Below are 17,092 nucleotides of genomic sequence, written 5' to 3' on the forward strand. Positions count from 1 at the left end.
TGATATGAATGGTTATCGTACCAATCTATAGAAGTGGATATAAAGGATAAACCTATGACCTGTATAAAAGTTGATAAGAGCAATTTCGAAAGCGAAGTTCTGACCTCCTCTACCCCTGTTGTCGTTGATTTTTGGGCAGAATGGTGTGGACCTTGTAAAATGATTGCTCCGATTTTGGATGAAATTTCAGCAGAAATGCAAAATCAAGTTAAAATTGCCAAAGTCAATATTGATGAAAGTCCAGAACTCGCTACCCAATATGGAGTACGCTCGATTCCTACCTTGTTGATGTTTAAAGGTGGAAATGTTTCATCAAATATGGTTGGAGCCGCTTCTAAGGGGCGTGTTTGTGAATGGATCAAAGATGGTCTTCGTTAAAGACTATCCATAATGATTTTTCTAAAAAGGAGAGAGATCGTGGCTCTCCTTTTGTTTGTTTTTTTAGAAAAATTTCTCTGTCGGCAAAAAAGATATCTGTAAAGGTCTTCCCTTTATTCAGAACGTATTTGATAATCCTTAAAAGCTGTAAACTTTACGTTCGGTGCTCGTTCTGCTTCATAATTTAAAGAAAAATGATTTTCTGCTAAAAAAACTGGATCGCCTTCTAGGTCATGGGCAATAGCAGAACGGTGATTGATAAGAAATTTTTGCAATTCATCTTTGTTCTGTGCTGAAATCCAACGGCATATATTAAAGCGTGCTGGTTCAAAACTCACTGGCAAGCCATATTCTGCCTTCAGTCGTTCCTTCAAAACATCAATTTGCAAAGCACCAATCACACCAATGAGAGAAGGTGATCCATCATCAGGGATAAATAATTGCACTACCCCTTCTTCAGCCATTTGTTGTAAGGCTTCTTTGAGTTTTTTTGCTTTCATCGGATCGCCCAAACAAACACGACGTAAAATTTCCGGTGCAAAATTAGGCATACCTTTAAAAAGAAGATCTTCCCCTTCTGTTAGGGTATCACCAATCCGCAATGTTCCATGATTGGGAATCCCTACGATATCACCAGCATAAGCTTTATCAGCAATTTGACGTGAGCGTGCAAAGAAAAATTGTGGGGCAGAAAGTGTGATTGGCTTTCCGGTTCTTATCAATTTTGTCTTCATACCACGTTCAAGTGTTCCCGAACAGACTCGAAAGAATGCAATACGATCGCGGTGATTAGGATCCATATTAGCTTGAATTTTAAAAATAAACCCTGTCATTTTAGGTTCAGTTGCTGTGATATTGCGTTGATCTGCAATCTGATCACGAGGGCTTGGACCAAAATCCGTGAGTGCATTGATCAAATCACGAACACCAAAATTTCGTAAAGCCGAACCAAAATAAACCGGTGTCATATGTCCCTCACGGAAAGACTGCAAATCAAAATCTTTGCAAGCACTTCGCGCAAGTTCTATTCCTTCTATAAAAGACAAACGTTGGTTTTCAGGAAGTAAGTTTGCAACTTCTTCAGGTCCTTTCACCGTCTGTTGCGTTATCTCATCATCTTTTTGACGAAAACGATTATGATGGAGATCAAATGTTCCAACAAAATCTTTACCCGTACCAATCGGCCAAGTTATTGGTGCGGTATCAAGGGCGAGTTTTTCTTCAATTTCATCTAAAAGTTCTATGGGGTCACGCGCTTCACGGTCCATTTTGTTAATAAACGTAACAATAGGAATATCTCGCATCCGACACACCTCAAACAACTTCAGTGTTCTAGGCTCAATTCCCCGTGCACCATCTAGCACCATGATAGCACTATCAACTGCTGTAAGGGTGCGATATGTATCGTCAGCAAAGTCCTCATGTCCTGGGGTATCGAGGAGATTAAAGATATGATCTTCATATTCAAATGTCATCACCGATGTTACAACCGAAATACCGCGATCCCGTTCAATATTCATCCAATCAGAACGGGTTTGAATACGATCTTTTTTTGCCTTCACCTCACCAGCAAGCTGAATAGCTCCACCAAATAATAAAAGCTTCTCTGTTAGCGTTGTTTTTCCCGCGTCCGGGTGGGCGATAATCGCAAATGTACGACGCCGCTTTACCTCTTGTGCTCTTTTTTCCATTATTCCCCCGCAGATCGCGCAAGCGCTTCAGCAATCAGTGCACGCGTCTCATTAATTCCATATAAAGCAATAAAGGACCCCCAACGTGGTCCTCGTTCTTGCCCTAACAAAACTTCATAGAGCATTTGAAAAAAGACATTCGAAACACCAGGCCCCCCTTCAGGGCTTTTCTTGCTATGATCTTGATAGCGTTCCGTTAAACGTGCAACATCAAGAAGCGCATTTTGAAGGGTGTTTCCATCAGCAGTTTCAGGCAAGTTGGCTAATTTTTCATCAATTTGCGCTAATGTTGTTCGTTCACTGTCATCTGGTGTTCGAAACTTTTTGTTTGGTTTGACAAAAAGTTCAAAATATTTAAGAGCAAATTGCACCAACTGATCAAGTTCTGGATAAGTTTGTGCATTTGCACCATTCGCGTAACGAGAAATAAAACCCCAAAGAACACCTTTATTTTCAGCATTTGAAGCACTTACTAAATTCAGGAGCATGGCAAAGGATACAGGCAAATCAACCTGCGGAGGAAAGCCATTATGGATATGCCATACAGGATTATTAAGCCGTTCTTGCCACCTTTGCCGACCATAGGCTGAAAGATGTGTATAATATTCATCAACAGCTTTTGGAATGACATCAAAATAAAGCCGTTTTGCTGTTTTGGGCTTGGAAAACATATAAAGCCCGAGACTCTCCGTTGGTGCATAGGTTAACCACTCATCAATGGTTAAACCATTTCCTTTGGATTTAGAAATTTTTTGCCCCTTATCATCCAAAAAGAGCTCATAATTAAATCCTTCTGGCGGATTTCCACCAAGCACTTTGCAAATTTTAGAAGAAAGATTGGTCGAATCAATAAGATCTTTTCCTGCCATTTCATAATCAATGCCAAGCGCTCTCCAACGCATTGCCCAATCTACCTTCCATTGGCATTTGACTTTTCCCCCTGTAACCTCCGTTTCAATGGTTTCTCCTGTTTCAGGCTCAATGTAAGTAACAGTGCCTTTTTCAACATTACGAGAAATCATTGGAACCTGTAAGACTTTTCCAGAAAATGGGGAAATGGGTAAAAACAATGAATAGGTAGCGCGTCGTTCTTCACCCAATGTTGGCAAAACAATTGCCATCACCTTATCATAACAAGCAAGTATCTTTAAAAGCGTTTCATCAAAACGACCGGAACTATAATAATCCGTGGAACTTGCAAATTCATAATCAAAACCAAAACGATCAAGAAAAGCACGTAAGCGCGCGTTATTTGCTGCTCCAAAAGAAGGATAAGTATCTCCAAAAGGATCTGGTAGGCGGCTAAGAGGTCGACCAAGATAATTTTCCATTTTCTCGCGATCAGGAACATTATCAGGAACCTTGCGTAAACCATCCATATCGTCAGAAAAACAAAGCAGTTTTGTTTTAACTTTATTCTCTGTGAGAATATGGAAAGCATGACGCACCATGGTTGTACGTGCTACTTCCCCAAAGGTTCCAATATGCGGTAAACCAGAAGGACCATAGCCTGTTTCAAATATTACACTTTCTGGATAACCTGTCTTTTCATACCGCTTGATAATTTTGCGTGCTTCTTCAAAGGGCCAAGCTCTCGATTGAACAGCCGCATCTCTTAATTCTGGCGTAAGGTTAAGGGCATCATACGGATCACGCATCATTATCTTTATCCTAAAATTACATTCTTTAATAGTATGGTGTATGGTTCTTGAATTTATTCGTCAATAATAACAAGCGAAAAGCTCCTAAAATCTTTTATCACGCTTTTGTTATGACCCGTATTTGCTTTATTCTTTTCATTGCATTCTCTTATTATTCCTTTTTATATTAACAAAGTATAAGCATCATGAAGCGTAATTTACTCATTTTGAGTATTGGTGTTTAATTGCCATTACTCTAAGCTTTTCCTCCTCAAATTATCAGCAGAAATAAAACTTCTAACACCAAATTAAAAATTGGATAAAGACCCTAGTCGTCAATACCACTACGTTAGAAAAAGTGCAAAATTAAACGTTCTATACAAAAACACCCTTTTTGTTACACTAGAAGGGTGATTTTATAGGATTGTTTATTTTCACTCAGACGAACGCGTTGCCAATGTGCGCAAACGTAGAGCATTTAATTTAATAAAACCAGCAGCATCTTGTTGATTGTATGCACCTTCATCATCTTCAAAAGTCACCAATTTATCAGAGTAAAGCGACTTTTTGCTTTGGCGTCCTTCAACAATTACATTACCCTTATAAAGCTTTAATGTAACTTCACCTTCAACATTTTCTTGGGACAAATCAATCGCAGCCTGCAACATTTTCCGCTCAGGTGAAAACCAAAAACCATAATAAATAAGCTCTGCATAACGCGGCATTAACTCATCTTTCAAATGCGCCGCCCCCCGATCCAATGTGAGAGATTCCGCCGCACGGTGAGCAACCAAGAGAATGGTTCCTCCTGGCGTCTCATAAACACCCCGCGATTTCATGCCAACAAAACGATTTTCTACCAAATCTAACCGACCAATACCATTATCGCGCCCATAATCATTCAATTTAGAAAGTAAATTTGCAGGAGATAAGTTTTTTCCATTGATCGAGATAGCATCACCTTTTTTAAAGCCAATGGTGATTCTGGTGACTTTATCTGGAGCAGCTTCCGGTGAAAGAGTCCGCATATGCACATATTCAGGGGCAGGAAGTGCTGGATCTTCTAAAACTTTCCCTTCTGACGACGAATGGAGTAAATTTGCATCCACTGAAAAAGGTGCCTCACCTTGCTTATCTTTTTCTACTGGAATTTGATGTGCATGCGCAAAATTAAGCAAATCCGTCCGACTTTTAAAAGACCAATCACGCCATGGAGCAATAATTTTAATATCAGGATTAAGGGCATAAGCAGAAAGTTCAAAACGTACTTGATCATTGCCTTTCCCTGTTGCACCATGAGCAATTGTATCTGCCCCTGTTTCTTTGGCAATTTCAATAAGGCGCTTTGCAATAAGCGGACGCGCAATTGATGTTCCCAAAAGATAGGTTCCCTCATAAACGGCATTCGCTCGAAACATTGGAAAGACAAAATCACGCACAAATTCTTCGCGCAAATCTTCAATATAGATTTCTTTAACACCAAGCATCTCAGCTTTATGACGGGCAAGCGCTAACTCTTCCCCCTGCCCCAAATCAGCTGTAAAAGTTATAACTTCAACACCCAATTCACTTTGTAACCATTTAAGAATAATTGACGTATCCAATCCCCCTGAATAAGCCAAAACGACTCTCTTTACATTCTGCCATTTTTTCATTTTAAAGCTCTATATGATTCGCTTTCCCTTCTTGTACTCAGAAAGTAAAACGATGTAAGCAGTATAAAAATAAATTCTCTTTAAGCAACATGAAAAAAACGCAAAAAAAATGTAAGGAAGCGTGTTCTCAGAGCATAAATGGTGAGAACCGCTTACAAACAAGAGGAGATTTACGTGTCATTTCTACCGGAGTGGTCTATTGTTATACAATTCGCTTTAGCATCGCTGATTTTAGCAATCATTCCAGGACCTGATCTCATGCTATCAGTAGGACGTACTATTGCACAAAGTAAAAAAGCTGGGATTATGTGCGCTTTAGGGAGTGCAACAGGTTTTGCCATTCAAGTAACAGCTGTAGCACTTGGCTTATCAGCGCTCATTTTCGCTTCGCCACGTGCTTTTTTCCTCCTCAAAATTGCAGGAGCTTTTTATCTTTTATGGCTTTCTTTGCAAGCATTATGTAAAAGCTCAACACTTTCTCTCAAACAAACTCCTCAGAAAAACCAAAGTTTTAGGCGTCATTATTTTGCCGGCATTGGAATTAATCTTTTAAATCCTAAAGTTATTCTTTTTAACGTGACCTTTTTACCGCAATTTATCAATGCTAATGATCCTATGGCTACACAGAAACTCCTTATTTTAGGACTTTCTTATATCCCTATTTCTCTGCCAATTACAATTTCTATGGTTTTTATGGCTCATAAGCTTACTCAGAGCCTTAAAAAAAATCCCTCTTATCTTCGCTTTCTAGATTGGTTTATGGCTAGTATTTTTACCAGTTTTGCTTTACGTCTTCTTATTAGCCAAGATTAAAACTATTGATTGCTCACTGCATCTTCAAATTTTAAACGTTCAGATCTTCGTAAGCGCTCTGAAGCCGATTTAAGTTGACCACATGCAGCCAAAATATCACGCCCCCGCGGTACTCGAATAGGAGAAGCATAGCCTGCTTGATTAACCACATCAGCAAAACGCTCAATTTGTTCCCAATCAGAACATTGATAGTTACTTCCAGGCCATGGATTAAAAGGAATCAAGTTAATCTTCGCTGGAATCCCTTTCAATAATTGAATCAACCGTTTAGCATCATCCAAACTGTCATTTATATCTTTCAGCATAACATATTCAAACGTAATTCGCTTAGCATTAGAAAGACCAGGATAATTACGGCAAGCATCCATTAATAGAGAAAGCGGATATTTTTTATTAATTGGAACAAGCATATCTCGTAGCGTATCATGCACTGCGTGAAGCGAAATCGCTAACATAACTCCAATTTCTTCTCCAGTTCGAATAATTCCAGGAACAACCCCACTGGTTGAAAGCGTAATTCGGCGTTTTGATAAAGAAAGCCCTTCCCCATCAGATGCAATCAATAAAGCTTTTTTAACTTCTTCAAAATTATAAAGTGGTTCGCCCATCCCCATCATAACGATATTGGTTATTTTACGCCCTTCAATTGGAACTATTGCTCCCTCAGGAGTATTTTTATCAGGAAAATCACCCAAACAATCACGTGCCACTAATAATTGTGCTAAAATCTCTTCCGCTGTCAGATTACGAACAAGGACTTGTGTTCCCGTATGACAAAAGGAACAAGTTAACGTACATCCTACCTGTGATGAAAGACACAAAGTACCACGCCCTTCTTCAGGGATATAAACTGTTTCAATTTCAACCGGTCTTCCTGCCCCCCGTGCTGGAAAACGCAGCAGCCATTTACGCGTACCATCTCTTGAGATTTGTTCTCCAACAATTTCCGGACGTGCAATGGAAAAATGATTTTTAAACATTTCTTGCATTGGTTTAGAAATATTCAGCATTTCATCAAAGTTTGAAACACCACGGACATAAAGCCAATGCCAAAGTTGACGTACACGCATACGTGTTTGACGTTCTGGCACACCAACCGTCTTTAAAACTTGCATCATCTCAGCTTGCGATAAGCCAATTAAAGGAAGCTTAGAACTCTCCTCCACGATAACACCGTTTGTTTCTCGTGCTAAACGTGAATCAACCGGTCTAAGGTCATATGAAATGGCCATTGTTTTCCAATTCACTCGTTTAAAATTACAGAGACCTTAATGGCACTTCTGAGCAGCATTTAATGCAGCAGTGATCCCTTTTAAGGAATAAGTATAGGTGGTATTGGTTCCACGTTTTGAGACTGCTTTTACTGTCATATTTATCCCAGAACGCATAGCAGAAACAAGCTGCTTTTCCAATGCTGATGATGCCAACCAAGCTGATGAATCCTTCGTGAAAAATTCAAAATCCATATCTCCAATGGTTACGGTGACTTTTGACCCCTCTTTAAGCGTATAACCAGCCATAAACTGTGGTTCGAATGAAATCGGTGAATTTGAACGTTTGGTAACCAAAAAGAAATTATCACCATGATTAACTGTCGTTGGAAGGGCCTCCAAGGGTACCGATAATACATAGCAAATTGTATTTTTGGGGGATTTATAAGAATAAGCTCCCCATGCCTCAAATTGGTTTAAACGGCTTGGCGTTTGTGCACACGCAGCTCCAACAGCAACCAAAATCATTATAGATGCAGCAATAGCAGACTTTCCAAACATCTTCATTTAGCTCACTTCTCTAGTCTCTAACAAGATTCTCTTCATTGAAAAAGCTCAACAAAAGCTCTCGATGCTTTAGTGTAATATTCTCATCTCTTCAACAAGCGAAATATTTTCGCGCCAAACAGAAAAGACCTTTGCATTTAATTTTAACCTTTCAGTTGTTACTAACATGAATTCTTTACTCAGTAATTAGGTTTAAAAAATATGAATATAGCACCACCCTGTTAACAAATAAATTCTGCCCCTCTACCATAAACAATTCGTTGCAAACCTCGCAAATGACCCCTCTAAAGGAATATGCTTCGCTGCACTTCCTTTCAAACACACTATAATTTAACATATTCAACGCATTTGCGTTAATAAAAATCGTAAAAAAATACTCATTCTTTTATCAATTATAGTGTGTCAATAGTTCGTATTCAATAGCATCTAGATGCTGCCTTTTTATACTTCTCAAATCATAAGGTTGGTATTTTTTCTGTTTTTTGAAACAAGAACCCTCCTTGGTGAAAATTCCTTCAAAATGATATGATATAAAGAGTAAACCTTAACTCTTTGAATTACAGACGATATCATTACCATTTTCCAACCTGTGCTGTAGTGCACTCTTCCATGGACACCACACCCTTTTTTAAGCTGCATTCGATTCTGAATTTTTAATTAATAAAGCATAAAGCGCATAAGCATCATGCGTATTGCGCAATTTTTGCACAACATCAGCATGACGCAAAACACGCGCAATCTGTGACAAAGCTTTTAAGTGGTCTGCACCAGCATTCTCAGGCGCTAAAAGGAGAAAAATAAGATCTATTGGCTCATCATCAAGAGCTTCAAAATCAACAGGGCTCTCAAGGCGTGCAAATATCCCAATGATTCGGTTCATATCAGGCAATTTCCCATGTGGAATCGCAATACCACTCCCCAAACCTGTTGAACCAAGTTTTTCACGTTGTAAAATAATATCAAAAATCACACGTTCACTCAAACCTGTCAATTCAGCAGCTTTTTTGGATAAAATTTGTAGAACTTGTTTCTTTGAATTCGCTTTAAGAGCCGGAATAATTGCTTCCGGTGCAATTAACTCACTCAAATTCATATTTTAATTTTCCTTTTACACGCTCAAATGCTCAGCAATAAACCTCTAAACAGTGTTATCTAAAGTTCTCTCACTTTTTGCATCATTGCATAGAGCTTTATTGTTCAATTTATAATGGGTGATGGCTTATTCATTTCATATCACTATCAGTGCAGCAATAAATAGTTACTCAAATCCTAATTAACAGCCTGACAAAAAGGAAATGAAGCTGTCCATAAAATTTAATCTCTCTATGATACTCTTAAAGTCTATCATTCATAAATTTATTGACCTTTTTGTCACAAGAGTTAATGTACAATCCCTCATCAGATTATCCTCTTCCTTTTAAGTTCTAACTCCTAATAAAACGAGAAGCATCCCGAAGCAAAATGATATTTTACTTTGACAATCACTGTGCAGCTTGAGCACTGCTCAGCGAAAACGATTTAAAAAGTTTTAAGTCGTTCAACAATTATTTTAAAAGAAATTCACATATTTAGATGAATACCCGCTGTTCTAAACCCGCTTTTAAATGCGTAATGCAAACCAATAAAAACTCACAAACCCTATTTGATAACTGTAATTTATAACCTCTGGTGCTACCATCAAAATACCCGAAACAATGTCATCGATCTGTTGTTTTCAACACAGAAAAGCATTATCAATCTTATACACCCTCCAGCAATACGCGCATTTATTTAAAACCTCGTTTACCATTCATTATAAGATTAATCTAGTATATCTTCTTCATGTACAATCAAAAGCAAATTCAACTTATAAAATAATAAAATTAAATCATATTGATGTTTTTTTACACGCAGAAAAAATCCGGTGTGAGACGCCAATTATAAAAAAAGTTTTGGCACAAATAAGAAATTTCTTAACATTAACGCTATGCGTGTATCAACACTAGAAGGTTTATTGTTTAACCCAATTAAAAAATATCTCCGCTCATTTTGTCCATAAACCATTGTATCTGTTGTTTTAAAAACCCTTAATAACATAATTATAGTTTTCGCAACGTGCCAATAATCGTTCCTAATTTATGGGCTGGAAATGCATACCGCTCTCCCCATAGAATCAAAATACAATTTCAGTCTCTTCTGTGTAATGGGCTTTTAATTGCCTGAATAAAAAATAGAAGGCTTGTGCTTCCCATAACCCGTTTAAGCTTAAAAAAGACTCTTTGAAGTAGAAAAATTAGAGAGAAAACTGATTCCCCAAATAAATTCTGCGTACATCAGCATTGTTGATAATATCATTAGGACGACCGTGAACTAACACACGTCCTGCATGAATGATATAAGCACGGTCTACAAGACCCAATGTTTCGCGCACATTATGATCCGTTATCAACACACCAATTCCACGCTGAGTTAAATAACGAATAAGCTGCTGAATATCAAAAATGGCGATAGGATCAATTCCTGCAAACGGTTCATCAAGTAACATAAAATGAGGGCGAGAGGCTAAAGCGCGGGCAATTTCAAGCCGTCGGCGTTCTCCCCCTGACAAAGAAAGTGCTGGCATCTTGCGTAAATGATCAATTTTAAATTCATGTAAAAGAGCATCTAATTCTTCATGCCGCTTGAGGCGATCTTTTTCGACCACTTCCAAAACAGCCTTAATATTATTTTCTACTGAAAGACCACGAAAAATCGATGCTTCTTGGGGTAGATATCCAATACCTAAACGCGCACGCCGATACATTGGAAGATGGGTAACATCAAATCCATCAATTCGAATAGATCCTCCATCCGATTTAATAAGCCCCGTAACCATATAAAAACAAGTCGTCTTGCCCGCTCCATTAGGACCTAAAATACCAACGGATTCTCCGGTACGAATACCAAAAGAAACACCATTAACAACTTGCCTTCCACGGTAAACTTTAATCAAATGACTGGCAATTAAGGTTCCCTTTAAGCGTTTTCTTAAAGTTTCACTTGCAAGATCATGTTTGTCCGTCGGTTTTTTTCTTTTGATTCCAAACATGAAATCTTAATGGCCATCCTTTTGATTTTGTTTAAAAATGATAGAAACACGGCCTTTTTTCTCGGATGTTTCACAACCTTCTAGAAAAGCCTTTCCACTTTGCATATCTGCTGTTAATTTGCATCCTGTTGCCACATTATCACCATCGGTTAAGACGACATGATTCCCTGTCAAACGCATTATTTTTGACTGACCATCAAAAACGCCCTTCTCACCTGTAGCGACTTGCGTAGCAATTTTTATATAAACTTTGCCTAAAGCTTCCATTTTCCTAATACCTGTCGAGCCAAACCAAGCAGGCGAAGATGCCTTCGTATCTCCTTGATCTTTATTAGTGCTTTTATGCGCTTTATCGTAGTAAACAACTAATTTTTCTGTTCGCAAAAGGCGTTCACCTTGCCTCACCGAAACATCACCATTAAAGAGGGCTATACCATCTTTATCGCGTATTTCTAAAGAATTGGCATAAAGTTCTACCAGTTCTTTGTCATTTGATAAATTAATTCCAAAATTTGTACCTTCAGCATAGCAAAAAACTGTTAAAAACCCTAGGACTCCGAAGCTTAAAACCAGAGAAAAACCTATCCATTTTTTGTATGATCCCCTCGGCCTCATCTCATCACTCTCAATTCTTCTCTTTACGTATACACAAGATTTCTCTTTCATAAAGGTCATTTCAAGATTTCATATTGAGACTCTCTCATTGCTTATCAAGCACTAAATGTACACCACCATGAAAGTACATGTTTTGTCCTTTTTCTCGGATTTGTAAAGCATTTGCTATAAGATGAAAACCCGCACGTTGAATCTTGACACGTTGATCTGTGTTTAATTGCCCCTCAGATAAATTAATATTTGCTGTCATAAATTGCGCAGTCATTCCGTCATTTGTTGTAATGGTGAATGGTTTATCCAACTGTAAACAACCATTAATATTATCGTAAATTCCCCCTTGCGCATCGAGAAAAACCCGTCTTTGTTTGCCCATAAACGCTTCAGCGGTAAGATTCTGCAAGCCAATCACTCCAGCACGGGTACGATCTTGAAATGCCTTTTCTGCTTTCAGCCAATAAGGCTCATGAGAGCGCGTATAACCTTCTAATTTGGGATTGAGCATTGTCAATTTTGTAATTTCTCCTTCTTCATTATTTAAAGTGACGGGTTCAGAAGCAACGGGAACAAAGAAAAATGTAAACCAGCAAAAAACAAATGCTACAGCCAGTGCTAAGAGAGGTAAAAAAATTTTTAATATTCTAATGCAATGCGAATGACGAGATGCTTTTTTAAAAACATCTCCAAAAGACGATTTTGTTAAAACAACTTCATAATGATTTTTTACGGACATACTGTCTGAGTCCCTCATAATCCTCCACATTTTTCAATTCGTATATTCCTTATAAGAGATATTTTCAAATTTTGGTTCTTGCAATTTGTTTTTTCTTGGTTTTAACCATTTATATGTTGTAATATGTATGCATGAAATGCACAATAACAATTATAGAGATCCTTTTTGTATGAAAGCGAGGCTATTTTGGTTAAATCAGAGCTCGTGCAAATTATTGCCCGTCAGAACCCACATCTTTTTCAACGTGATGTGGAAAATATTGTAAATGCTATTTTTGAGGAAATTTCAACAGCACTTGCGAACGGTAATCGTGTTGAACTTCGCGGTTTTGGAGCTTTTTCTGTTAAAAGCCGTTCAGCCCGTAACGGCCGCAATCCACGAACAGGTGAAGCCGTTATCGTTGAAGAAAAATGGGTTCCTTTTTTCAAAACTGGCAAGGATTTACGTGATCGGCTTAATCAGTGAGTAAACTTATGACAATTAAACGTATCTTTTTAGCAATTGTTTTGCTTATTCCCACAGTGCTTTTGATTGCTTTGATGGTCGTTAATCGTCAGATGGTTACATTAACTCTTGATCCTTTTTGGACAAGTTCTGAAAATCTTACTTATCACGCTCCTTTTTCTATATGGCTCTTTCTTTTTTTCGGTCTTGGTATCTTATTAGGAAGTCTAATGAATTGGGTTGCGTATCGTAAATGCAAAAAAGCTCTCAAAAAAAGCAAAACCGAACTCGAAAAACTGAAAAGATCAATTACAGATATGGTATAAAAATACTATTGTATTTTAAAGAATTTGTCCCCTACTGTGTTCAATACAGAATTAAAAGTGTCTTTCTCTTTTTTCCTATACATGCTTTAATTGATTTTAAGCTTTTATATTCTTACGAGAGTTTTAAAAGCCTTCTAACGCTCGTTTTTTAATATCTGTATCGTGGTACCGAATATGCCTGCACAATATTTTCAATCTCATCTCAACGATAGATATCCGCAGGAAAAGTTACCTCTTATCTTAGAAACAGGTATGAGTGAAGATTATGCTCTCATTGACTCTGGTAATGGAAAAAAATTAGAGCGTTATGGTGCTTACCGCATTATTCGTCCCGAAGGTCAAGCATTATGGAAACCCACTTTATCACAAAAACAATGGGCTAATGTTGATGCTATTTTCACCGGCAATCGAGAGGAAGAAGGTGTTGGTCGTTGGCATTTTCCCAAAAAACCACTTGGTGAAACTTGGCCTCTTGCTTGGAATGGTTTGTCTTTTCTAGGTCGTTTTACTTCCTTTCGTCACGTAGGGGTCTTTCCTGAACAAGATGCCCATTGGCGCTTTATGGAAGAACAAATTACTAAAGCTACACATCCAATCAAATTGCTCAATCTTTTCGGCTATACAGGTATCGCTTCTTTGATTGGCGCACGTGCCGGTGCAAATGTTACACATGTTGATGCTTCTAAAAAAGCTATCGCTTGGGCAAAAATCAATCAAGAGAAAGCAGGATTGTCAAATCACCCTATTCGTTGGATTTGCGATGATGCTGTAAAATTTGTCGAGCGCGAACTGCGTCGTAAAAAAACTTATGATATGATTCTTCTTGATCCTCCTGCATATGGGCGTGGTCCTCATGGCGAAATTTGGCAACTCTTCGATCACTTACCAACTATGATCACAAACTGTCGCAAACTTCTCTCTGATACCCCCCTTTCTATTGTACTGACAGCTTATTCTATTCGTGCTTCTTTCTATGCACTTCATGCTTTAATGCGTGATGAATTGATAAATCTTGGCGGTACAGTCGAATCAGGAGAATTAATCTTGCGTGAAGAAGCCGCCGGACGCGCCCTTTCTACTTCTCTTTTTAGCCGTTGGACTGCCTGAATATGTGTATTAAAAAAACTGGTAAGGTTAAAGAAATTACTTCCCTTAGCAATCCCATTATCAAAGATCTTCGAGCACTCAGCCAAAAGAAAAATCGAAGTCGAGAAGAGCTTTTCATGGCAGAAGGGCTTAAATTAGTGATTGATGCTCTTAATCTCGGCTGGACTATACAAACACTTATTTTTTCCAAAAACACAATCGGTAATACCGCTATAGAAAACACTGCTGCACGCACTGTGGCCAATGGTGGTTTCGTCATCAAAGCCTCACAAAAAGTGATGGAATCCATTACCCGCCGCGATAATCCACAAACAGTTATTGGTATTTTTAAACAACAGTGGCAATCACTCGAAATGATAAAAGAAAAGGTCGAAGATGTTTATGTTGCGCTTGATCGAGTGCGTGACCCTGGAAATCTTGGGACCATTATTCGCACTGCTGATGCCGTAGGAGCTAAAGGTGTCATTTTGATCGGTGAGACAACAGATCCCTTTTCCCCCGAAACAGTACGGGCAACAATGGGATCAATTTTTTCCATACCACTTTATCACTGTGATGAGAGAACCTTCATAAACTGGTCTAAAAATTTAAAAGGCATAGTTGTTGGCACGCACCTCAAGGGTTCTACCGATTATCGTACAATTAATTTCAATAATGGGCCCATTATACTTCTTATGGGAAATGAAAAACAAGGTTTACAAGATATTCTGACGAGTTGTTGTGATAAACTTGCCCGCATTCCACAAAGTGGAGGCGCTGATTCTCTTAATCTAGCAATAGCAACAGCTCTCATGCTTTATGAAATACGCCGTCCTTATTTAAAATTGTAACATGTGAGTCCAAAATATGATACGTAAATCACTGCCTTTTTTCCTCCTTGGTTTGGCATTTACAGTAGGAATTGACCAAGCCGTAAAATACTGGGTTATACACAATATGCCCCTAGGAACAGAAAAACCGCTTCTTCCTTTTCTCTCTCTATACCATGTGCGCAATTCTGGTATTGCATTTTCGTTTTTGTCTTCTTTTTCTCATTGGGGACTCATTGCTATTACGTTTGTTATTCTTATTTTTCTTTTATGGCTCTGGAAAAATGTTGAATATAATAAGTCTTTAACGCGCTTTGGCCTTACTCTTATTATTGGAGGAGCAATTGGCAATTTTATTGACCGCATCTGCTTTCATCATGTTACGGATTATATACTTTTTCATATAGATGATGTTTTTTATTTTGCTGTTTTCAATCTTGCCGATAGCTTTATCACTTTAGGTGTTGTTGCTATACTTATTGAAGAATTACGAACTTTGATAAAAACAAAACGTCATTCCAATCAGACATTTTCTGAGTAAAAGTCTGTTCATTCATTTTTCTCTTTGCTTTTTATATATTTCTCAATCACAAAGATAATATATTGATTTTAAAGATACATAACCACTTTTTATTTTGAATTCGGACTCTTTGATCGTATTGTTTTTTCAACATTTCTTATTCTGAAAGATAAAAAGCATTCAATAGATTAATTTACAGATCTCTCAAAAGGCTTTTTTAAAATTCACTCTGTCTTTGATAAACTATGAAATCACACTATTGAGAGCTGAAAAAAAGATAATGATCTGCTTATTTTCTCTCTTCATAAACACAAAAATGCTCGCGCCTCATGAATTTAATCATTTAAATGAGAAATAAAAAACGCATATTCTAATAATTTTCCTTGCACAAAATCTTACAAAAAAACGGAATAATTTTACGCAAAATAAGGCTTTTCCTTACCAATTTGTAAGGTTTCTTTCTAACGAAAATATCTTGTAATTTTAAAATAAATCCCCATAATAAGGAGAGGTATGCTGGAATTTCATCAGCGGCGCCTGGGGTTGCTTATAGAGGTAAAGTAAGAACTCACACAAACCTGTTGCTTTAACAGTATAAGTTTTAACCCCGACATCTGATGGAACATATGCTAAAGGACTTTATATTATGGCTGATTTTAAAAATTTACGTTCGGCGTCTGTTTCCCGTGCCGATGCATCAATTGATCAAGGATTGCGCAGCTATATGCTGGGCGTTTATAATACGATGACTATTGGATTGCTTATTACAGCTGCTGCTGCTTACGCAATTGCATCATTAGCAACAACGACAGATATGAGCCAAGCAGCCGCTCAAATCAGTAGAAGTATTTACTTGACTCCATTTGGAGTGACGTTTTACACATCGCCACTTTCCTACATTGTCATGTTTGCACCACTTGTGGCGGTATTATTTCTCAGTTTTAAAATCAACACATTGAGCACAAGTGCAGCGCGTAGTCTCTTTTTTGGTTATGCTGCCCTCGTTGGACTTTCACTGTCCTCCATAACTTTGCGTTACACGACAGAAAGTGTTGTACAAACCTTTGTTATTACCGCTGCAGCTTTTGGTGCTCTTTCGCTTTATGGTTATACAACAAAGCGTGATCTCACAGCGATAGGGTCATTCCTCTTTATGGGTTTGGTTGGTTTAATGCTTGCTATGGTTGTGAATATCTTTCTTGGATCAAGTGCTTTGCAATTCGCAATCTCCGTGATTGGCGTATTGGTTTTTGCTGGTTTAACAGCTTACGATACACAAAACATTAAATTAATGTATTATGAAGGAGATGGGGCTGATACTAAAGGACGTAAAGTTATTATGGGTGCTCTCAGTCTTTATCTTGATTTCATAAATATGTTTGTTTTCTTGCTACAGTTTCTTGGCTCAAATCGTGACTGAGTATAAAAATCATAGCTCAATTAAAGAGCCTTGTTTCTTTTAAGAAACAAGGTTCTTTTATTTTTAATCGAGCGTTTACCCTTTACCTTTTAGGTAAAA

17 protein-coding genes are annotated in these 17,092 nt (G+C 37.9%); 8 read left to right on the forward strand and 9 right to left on the reverse strand.

Features of this window, described 5'->3' with window-relative positions; all coding sequences use genetic code 11:
- Positions 1–54 precede the first annotated feature (54 nt).
- Positions 55–378 (forward strand): thioredoxin, encoded by a 324-nt coding sequence (trxA, locus tag AC0QT1_RS00560; RefSeq protein WP_473199901.1) that lies wholly within the window; start codon positions 55–57, stop codon positions 376–378.
- A 113-nt stretch (positions 379–491) separates the two neighbouring features.
- On the opposite strand, the gene AC0QT1_RS00565 is transcribed toward trxA, so the two are convergent.
- The 3 genes from AC0QT1_RS00565 to AC0QT1_RS00575 form a co-directional block, all read right to left on the reverse strand.
- Entirely contained in the window at positions 492–2,069 is a 1,578-nt protein-coding gene (locus tag AC0QT1_RS00565; RefSeq protein WP_473201416.1) for a peptide chain release factor 3, read from the reverse strand.
- Positions 2,069–3,730 (reverse strand): lysine--tRNA ligase, encoded by a 1,662-nt coding sequence (locus AC0QT1_RS00570; RefSeq protein ID WP_473199899.1) that lies wholly within the window; start codon positions 3,728–3,730, stop codon positions 2,069–2,071. The genes AC0QT1_RS00565 and AC0QT1_RS00570 overlap by 1 nt, the downstream gene beginning before the upstream one ends.
- A 413-nt stretch (positions 3,731–4,143) precedes the next feature.
- Positions 4,144–5,364: an argininosuccinate synthase gene (locus AC0QT1_RS00575; protein ID WP_473199898.1), complete on the reverse strand. Its 1,221-nt coding sequence runs from the start codon at positions 5,362–5,364 to the stop codon at positions 4,144–4,146.
- Positions 5,365–5,538: 174 nt separating this feature from the next.
- Between AC0QT1_RS00575 and AC0QT1_RS00580 the strand changes: the two genes are divergently transcribed.
- The gene (locus AC0QT1_RS00580) at positions 5,539–6,177 is read left to right on the forward strand and encodes a LysE family translocator (RefSeq protein WP_473199897.1); all 639 of its coding nucleotides are present in this window, start codon (positions 5,539–5,541) and stop codon (positions 6,175–6,177) included.
- A gap of 2 nt (positions 6,178–6,179) precedes the next feature.
- Here the strand turns inward: AC0QT1_RS00580 and rlmN are convergent, their stop codons facing one another.
- The 6 genes from rlmN to lptC form a co-directional block, all read right to left on the reverse strand.
- The gene (rlmN, locus tag AC0QT1_RS00585; protein WP_473201417.1) at positions 6,180–7,409 is read right to left on the reverse strand and encodes a dual-specificity RNA methyltransferase RlmN; all 1,230 of its coding nucleotides are present in this window, start codon (positions 7,407–7,409) and stop codon (positions 6,180–6,182) included.
- 36 nt (positions 7,410–7,445) lie between these two features.
- Positions 7,446–7,949 (reverse strand): invasion associated locus B family protein, encoded by a 504-nt coding sequence (locus tag AC0QT1_RS00590; RefSeq protein ID WP_473201504.1) that lies wholly within the window; start codon positions 7,947–7,949, stop codon positions 7,446–7,448.
- A 634-nt stretch (positions 7,950–8,583) separates the two neighbouring features.
- The gene (gene ptsN / locus AC0QT1_RS00595; protein WP_473199895.1) at positions 8,584–9,048 is read right to left on the reverse strand and encodes a PTS IIA-like nitrogen regulatory protein PtsN; all 465 of its coding nucleotides are present in this window, start codon (positions 9,046–9,048) and stop codon (positions 8,584–8,586) included.
- Between the two features lie 1,179 nt (positions 9,049–10,227).
- Entirely contained in the window at positions 10,228–11,022 is a 795-nt protein-coding gene (gene lptB / locus AC0QT1_RS00600; protein WP_473199894.1) for an LPS export ABC transporter ATP-binding protein, read from the reverse strand.
- 6 nt (positions 11,023–11,028) lie between these two features.
- Positions 11,029–11,637, reverse strand: coding sequence for an LptA/OstA family protein (locus AC0QT1_RS00605; protein WP_473201418.1), 609 nt, complete (start codon positions 11,635–11,637; stop codon positions 11,029–11,031).
- 85 nt (positions 11,638–11,722) lie between these two features.
- Complete coding sequence (gene lptC, locus AC0QT1_RS00610) at positions 11,723–12,367, reverse strand: LPS export ABC transporter periplasmic protein LptC (protein WP_473201419.1); 645 nt, start codon at positions 12,365–12,367, stop codon at positions 11,723–11,725.
- 186 nt (positions 12,368–12,553) lie between these two features.
- Here lptC and ihfB point away from each other — a divergent pair, with 186 nt between their 5' ends.
- From ihfB to AC0QT1_RS00640, 6 genes are all read left to right on the forward strand, one after another.
- On the forward strand, positions 12,554–12,832 hold the full coding sequence (ihfB, locus tag AC0QT1_RS00615; protein WP_473200023.1) for an integration host factor subunit beta: 279 nt from the start codon (positions 12,554–12,556) through the stop codon (positions 12,830–12,832).
- Between the two features lie 8 nt (positions 12,833–12,840).
- Positions 12,841–13,137 (forward strand): lipopolysaccharide assembly protein LapA domain-containing protein, encoded by a 297-nt coding sequence (locus tag AC0QT1_RS00620; RefSeq protein ID WP_473201420.1) that lies wholly within the window; start codon positions 12,841–12,843, stop codon positions 13,135–13,137.
- 174 nt (positions 13,138–13,311) lie between these two features.
- Positions 13,312–14,244 (forward strand): class I SAM-dependent methyltransferase, encoded by a 933-nt coding sequence (locus AC0QT1_RS00625; RefSeq protein WP_473201421.1) that lies wholly within the window; start codon positions 13,312–13,314, stop codon positions 14,242–14,244.
- 2 nt (positions 14,245–14,246) lie between these two features.
- Positions 14,247–15,074, forward strand: coding sequence for a TrmH family RNA methyltransferase (locus tag AC0QT1_RS00630; protein WP_473201422.1), 828 nt, complete (start codon positions 14,247–14,249; stop codon positions 15,072–15,074).
- Positions 15,075–15,090: 16 nt separating this feature from the next.
- Positions 15,091–15,594 carry a signal peptidase II gene (gene lspA / locus AC0QT1_RS00635; protein ID WP_473201423.1) on the forward strand — a complete coding sequence of 168 codons (504 nt, stop codon included), beginning with the start codon at positions 15,091–15,093 and terminating at the stop codon, positions 15,592–15,594.
- Between the two features lie 625 nt (positions 15,595–16,219).
- On the forward strand, positions 16,220–16,993 hold the full coding sequence (locus AC0QT1_RS00640) for a Bax inhibitor-1/YccA family protein (protein ID WP_473201424.1): 774 nt from the start codon (positions 16,220–16,222) through the stop codon (positions 16,991–16,993).
- Positions 16,994–17,092 lie beyond the last annotated feature (99 nt).

The organism is Bartonella sp. P12B, assembly GCF_055796185.1.

What these genes read in the sequence shown, in the direction of transcription:
- trxA (WP_473199901.1), top strand. Translation starts at nt 55, where the DNA reads ATGACCTGTATAAAAGTTGATAAGAGCAATTTCGAAAGCGAAGTTCTG.
- AC0QT1_RS00565 (WP_473201416.1), bottom strand. Translation starts at nt 2,069, where the DNA reads ATGGAAAAAAGAGCACAAGAGGTAAAGCGGCGTCGTACATTTGCGATT.
- AC0QT1_RS00570 (WP_473199899.1), bottom strand. Translation starts at nt 3,730, where the DNA reads ATGATGCGTGATCCGTATGATGCCCTTAACCTTACGCCAGAATTAAGA.
- AC0QT1_RS00575 (WP_473199898.1), bottom strand. Translation starts at nt 5,364, where the DNA reads ATGAAAAAATGGCAGAATGTAAAGAGAGTCGTTTTGGCTTATTCAGGG.
- rlmN (WP_473201417.1), bottom strand. Translation starts at nt 7,409, where the DNA reads ATGGCCATTTCATATGACCTTAGACCGGTTGATTCACGTTTAGCACGA.
- AC0QT1_RS00590 (WP_473201504.1), bottom strand. Translation starts at nt 7,949, where the DNA reads ATGTTTGGAAAGTCTGCTATTGCTGCATCTATAATGATTTTGGTTGCT.
- ptsN (WP_473199895.1), bottom strand. Translation starts at nt 9,048, where the DNA reads ATGAATTTGAGTGAGTTAATTGCACCGGAAGCAATTATTCCGGCTCTT.
- lptB (WP_473199894.1), bottom strand. Translation starts at nt 11,022, where the DNA reads ATGTTTGGAATCAAAAGAAAAAAACCGACGGACAAACATGATCTTGCA.
- AC0QT1_RS00605 (WP_473201418.1), bottom strand. Translation starts at nt 11,637, where the DNA reads ATGAGGCCGAGGGGATCATACAAAAAATGGATAGGTTTTTCTCTGGTT.
- lptC (WP_473201419.1), bottom strand. Translation starts at nt 12,367, where the DNA reads ATGTCCGTAAAAAATCATTATGAAGTTGTTTTAACAAAATCGTCTTTT.
- AC0QT1_RS00620 (WP_473201420.1), top strand. Translation starts at nt 12,841, where the DNA reads ATGACAATTAAACGTATCTTTTTAGCAATTGTTTTGCTTATTCCCACA.
- AC0QT1_RS00625 (WP_473201421.1), top strand. Translation starts at nt 13,312, where the DNA reads ATGCCTGCACAATATTTTCAATCTCATCTCAACGATAGATATCCGCAG.
- AC0QT1_RS00630 (WP_473201422.1), top strand. Translation starts at nt 14,247, where the DNA reads ATGTGTATTAAAAAAACTGGTAAGGTTAAAGAAATTACTTCCCTTAGC.
- lspA (WP_473201423.1), top strand. Translation starts at nt 15,091, where the DNA reads ATGATACGTAAATCACTGCCTTTTTTCCTCCTTGGTTTGGCATTTACA.
- AC0QT1_RS00640 (WP_473201424.1), top strand. Translation starts at nt 16,220, where the DNA reads ATGGCTGATTTTAAAAATTTACGTTCGGCGTCTGTTTCCCGTGCCGAT.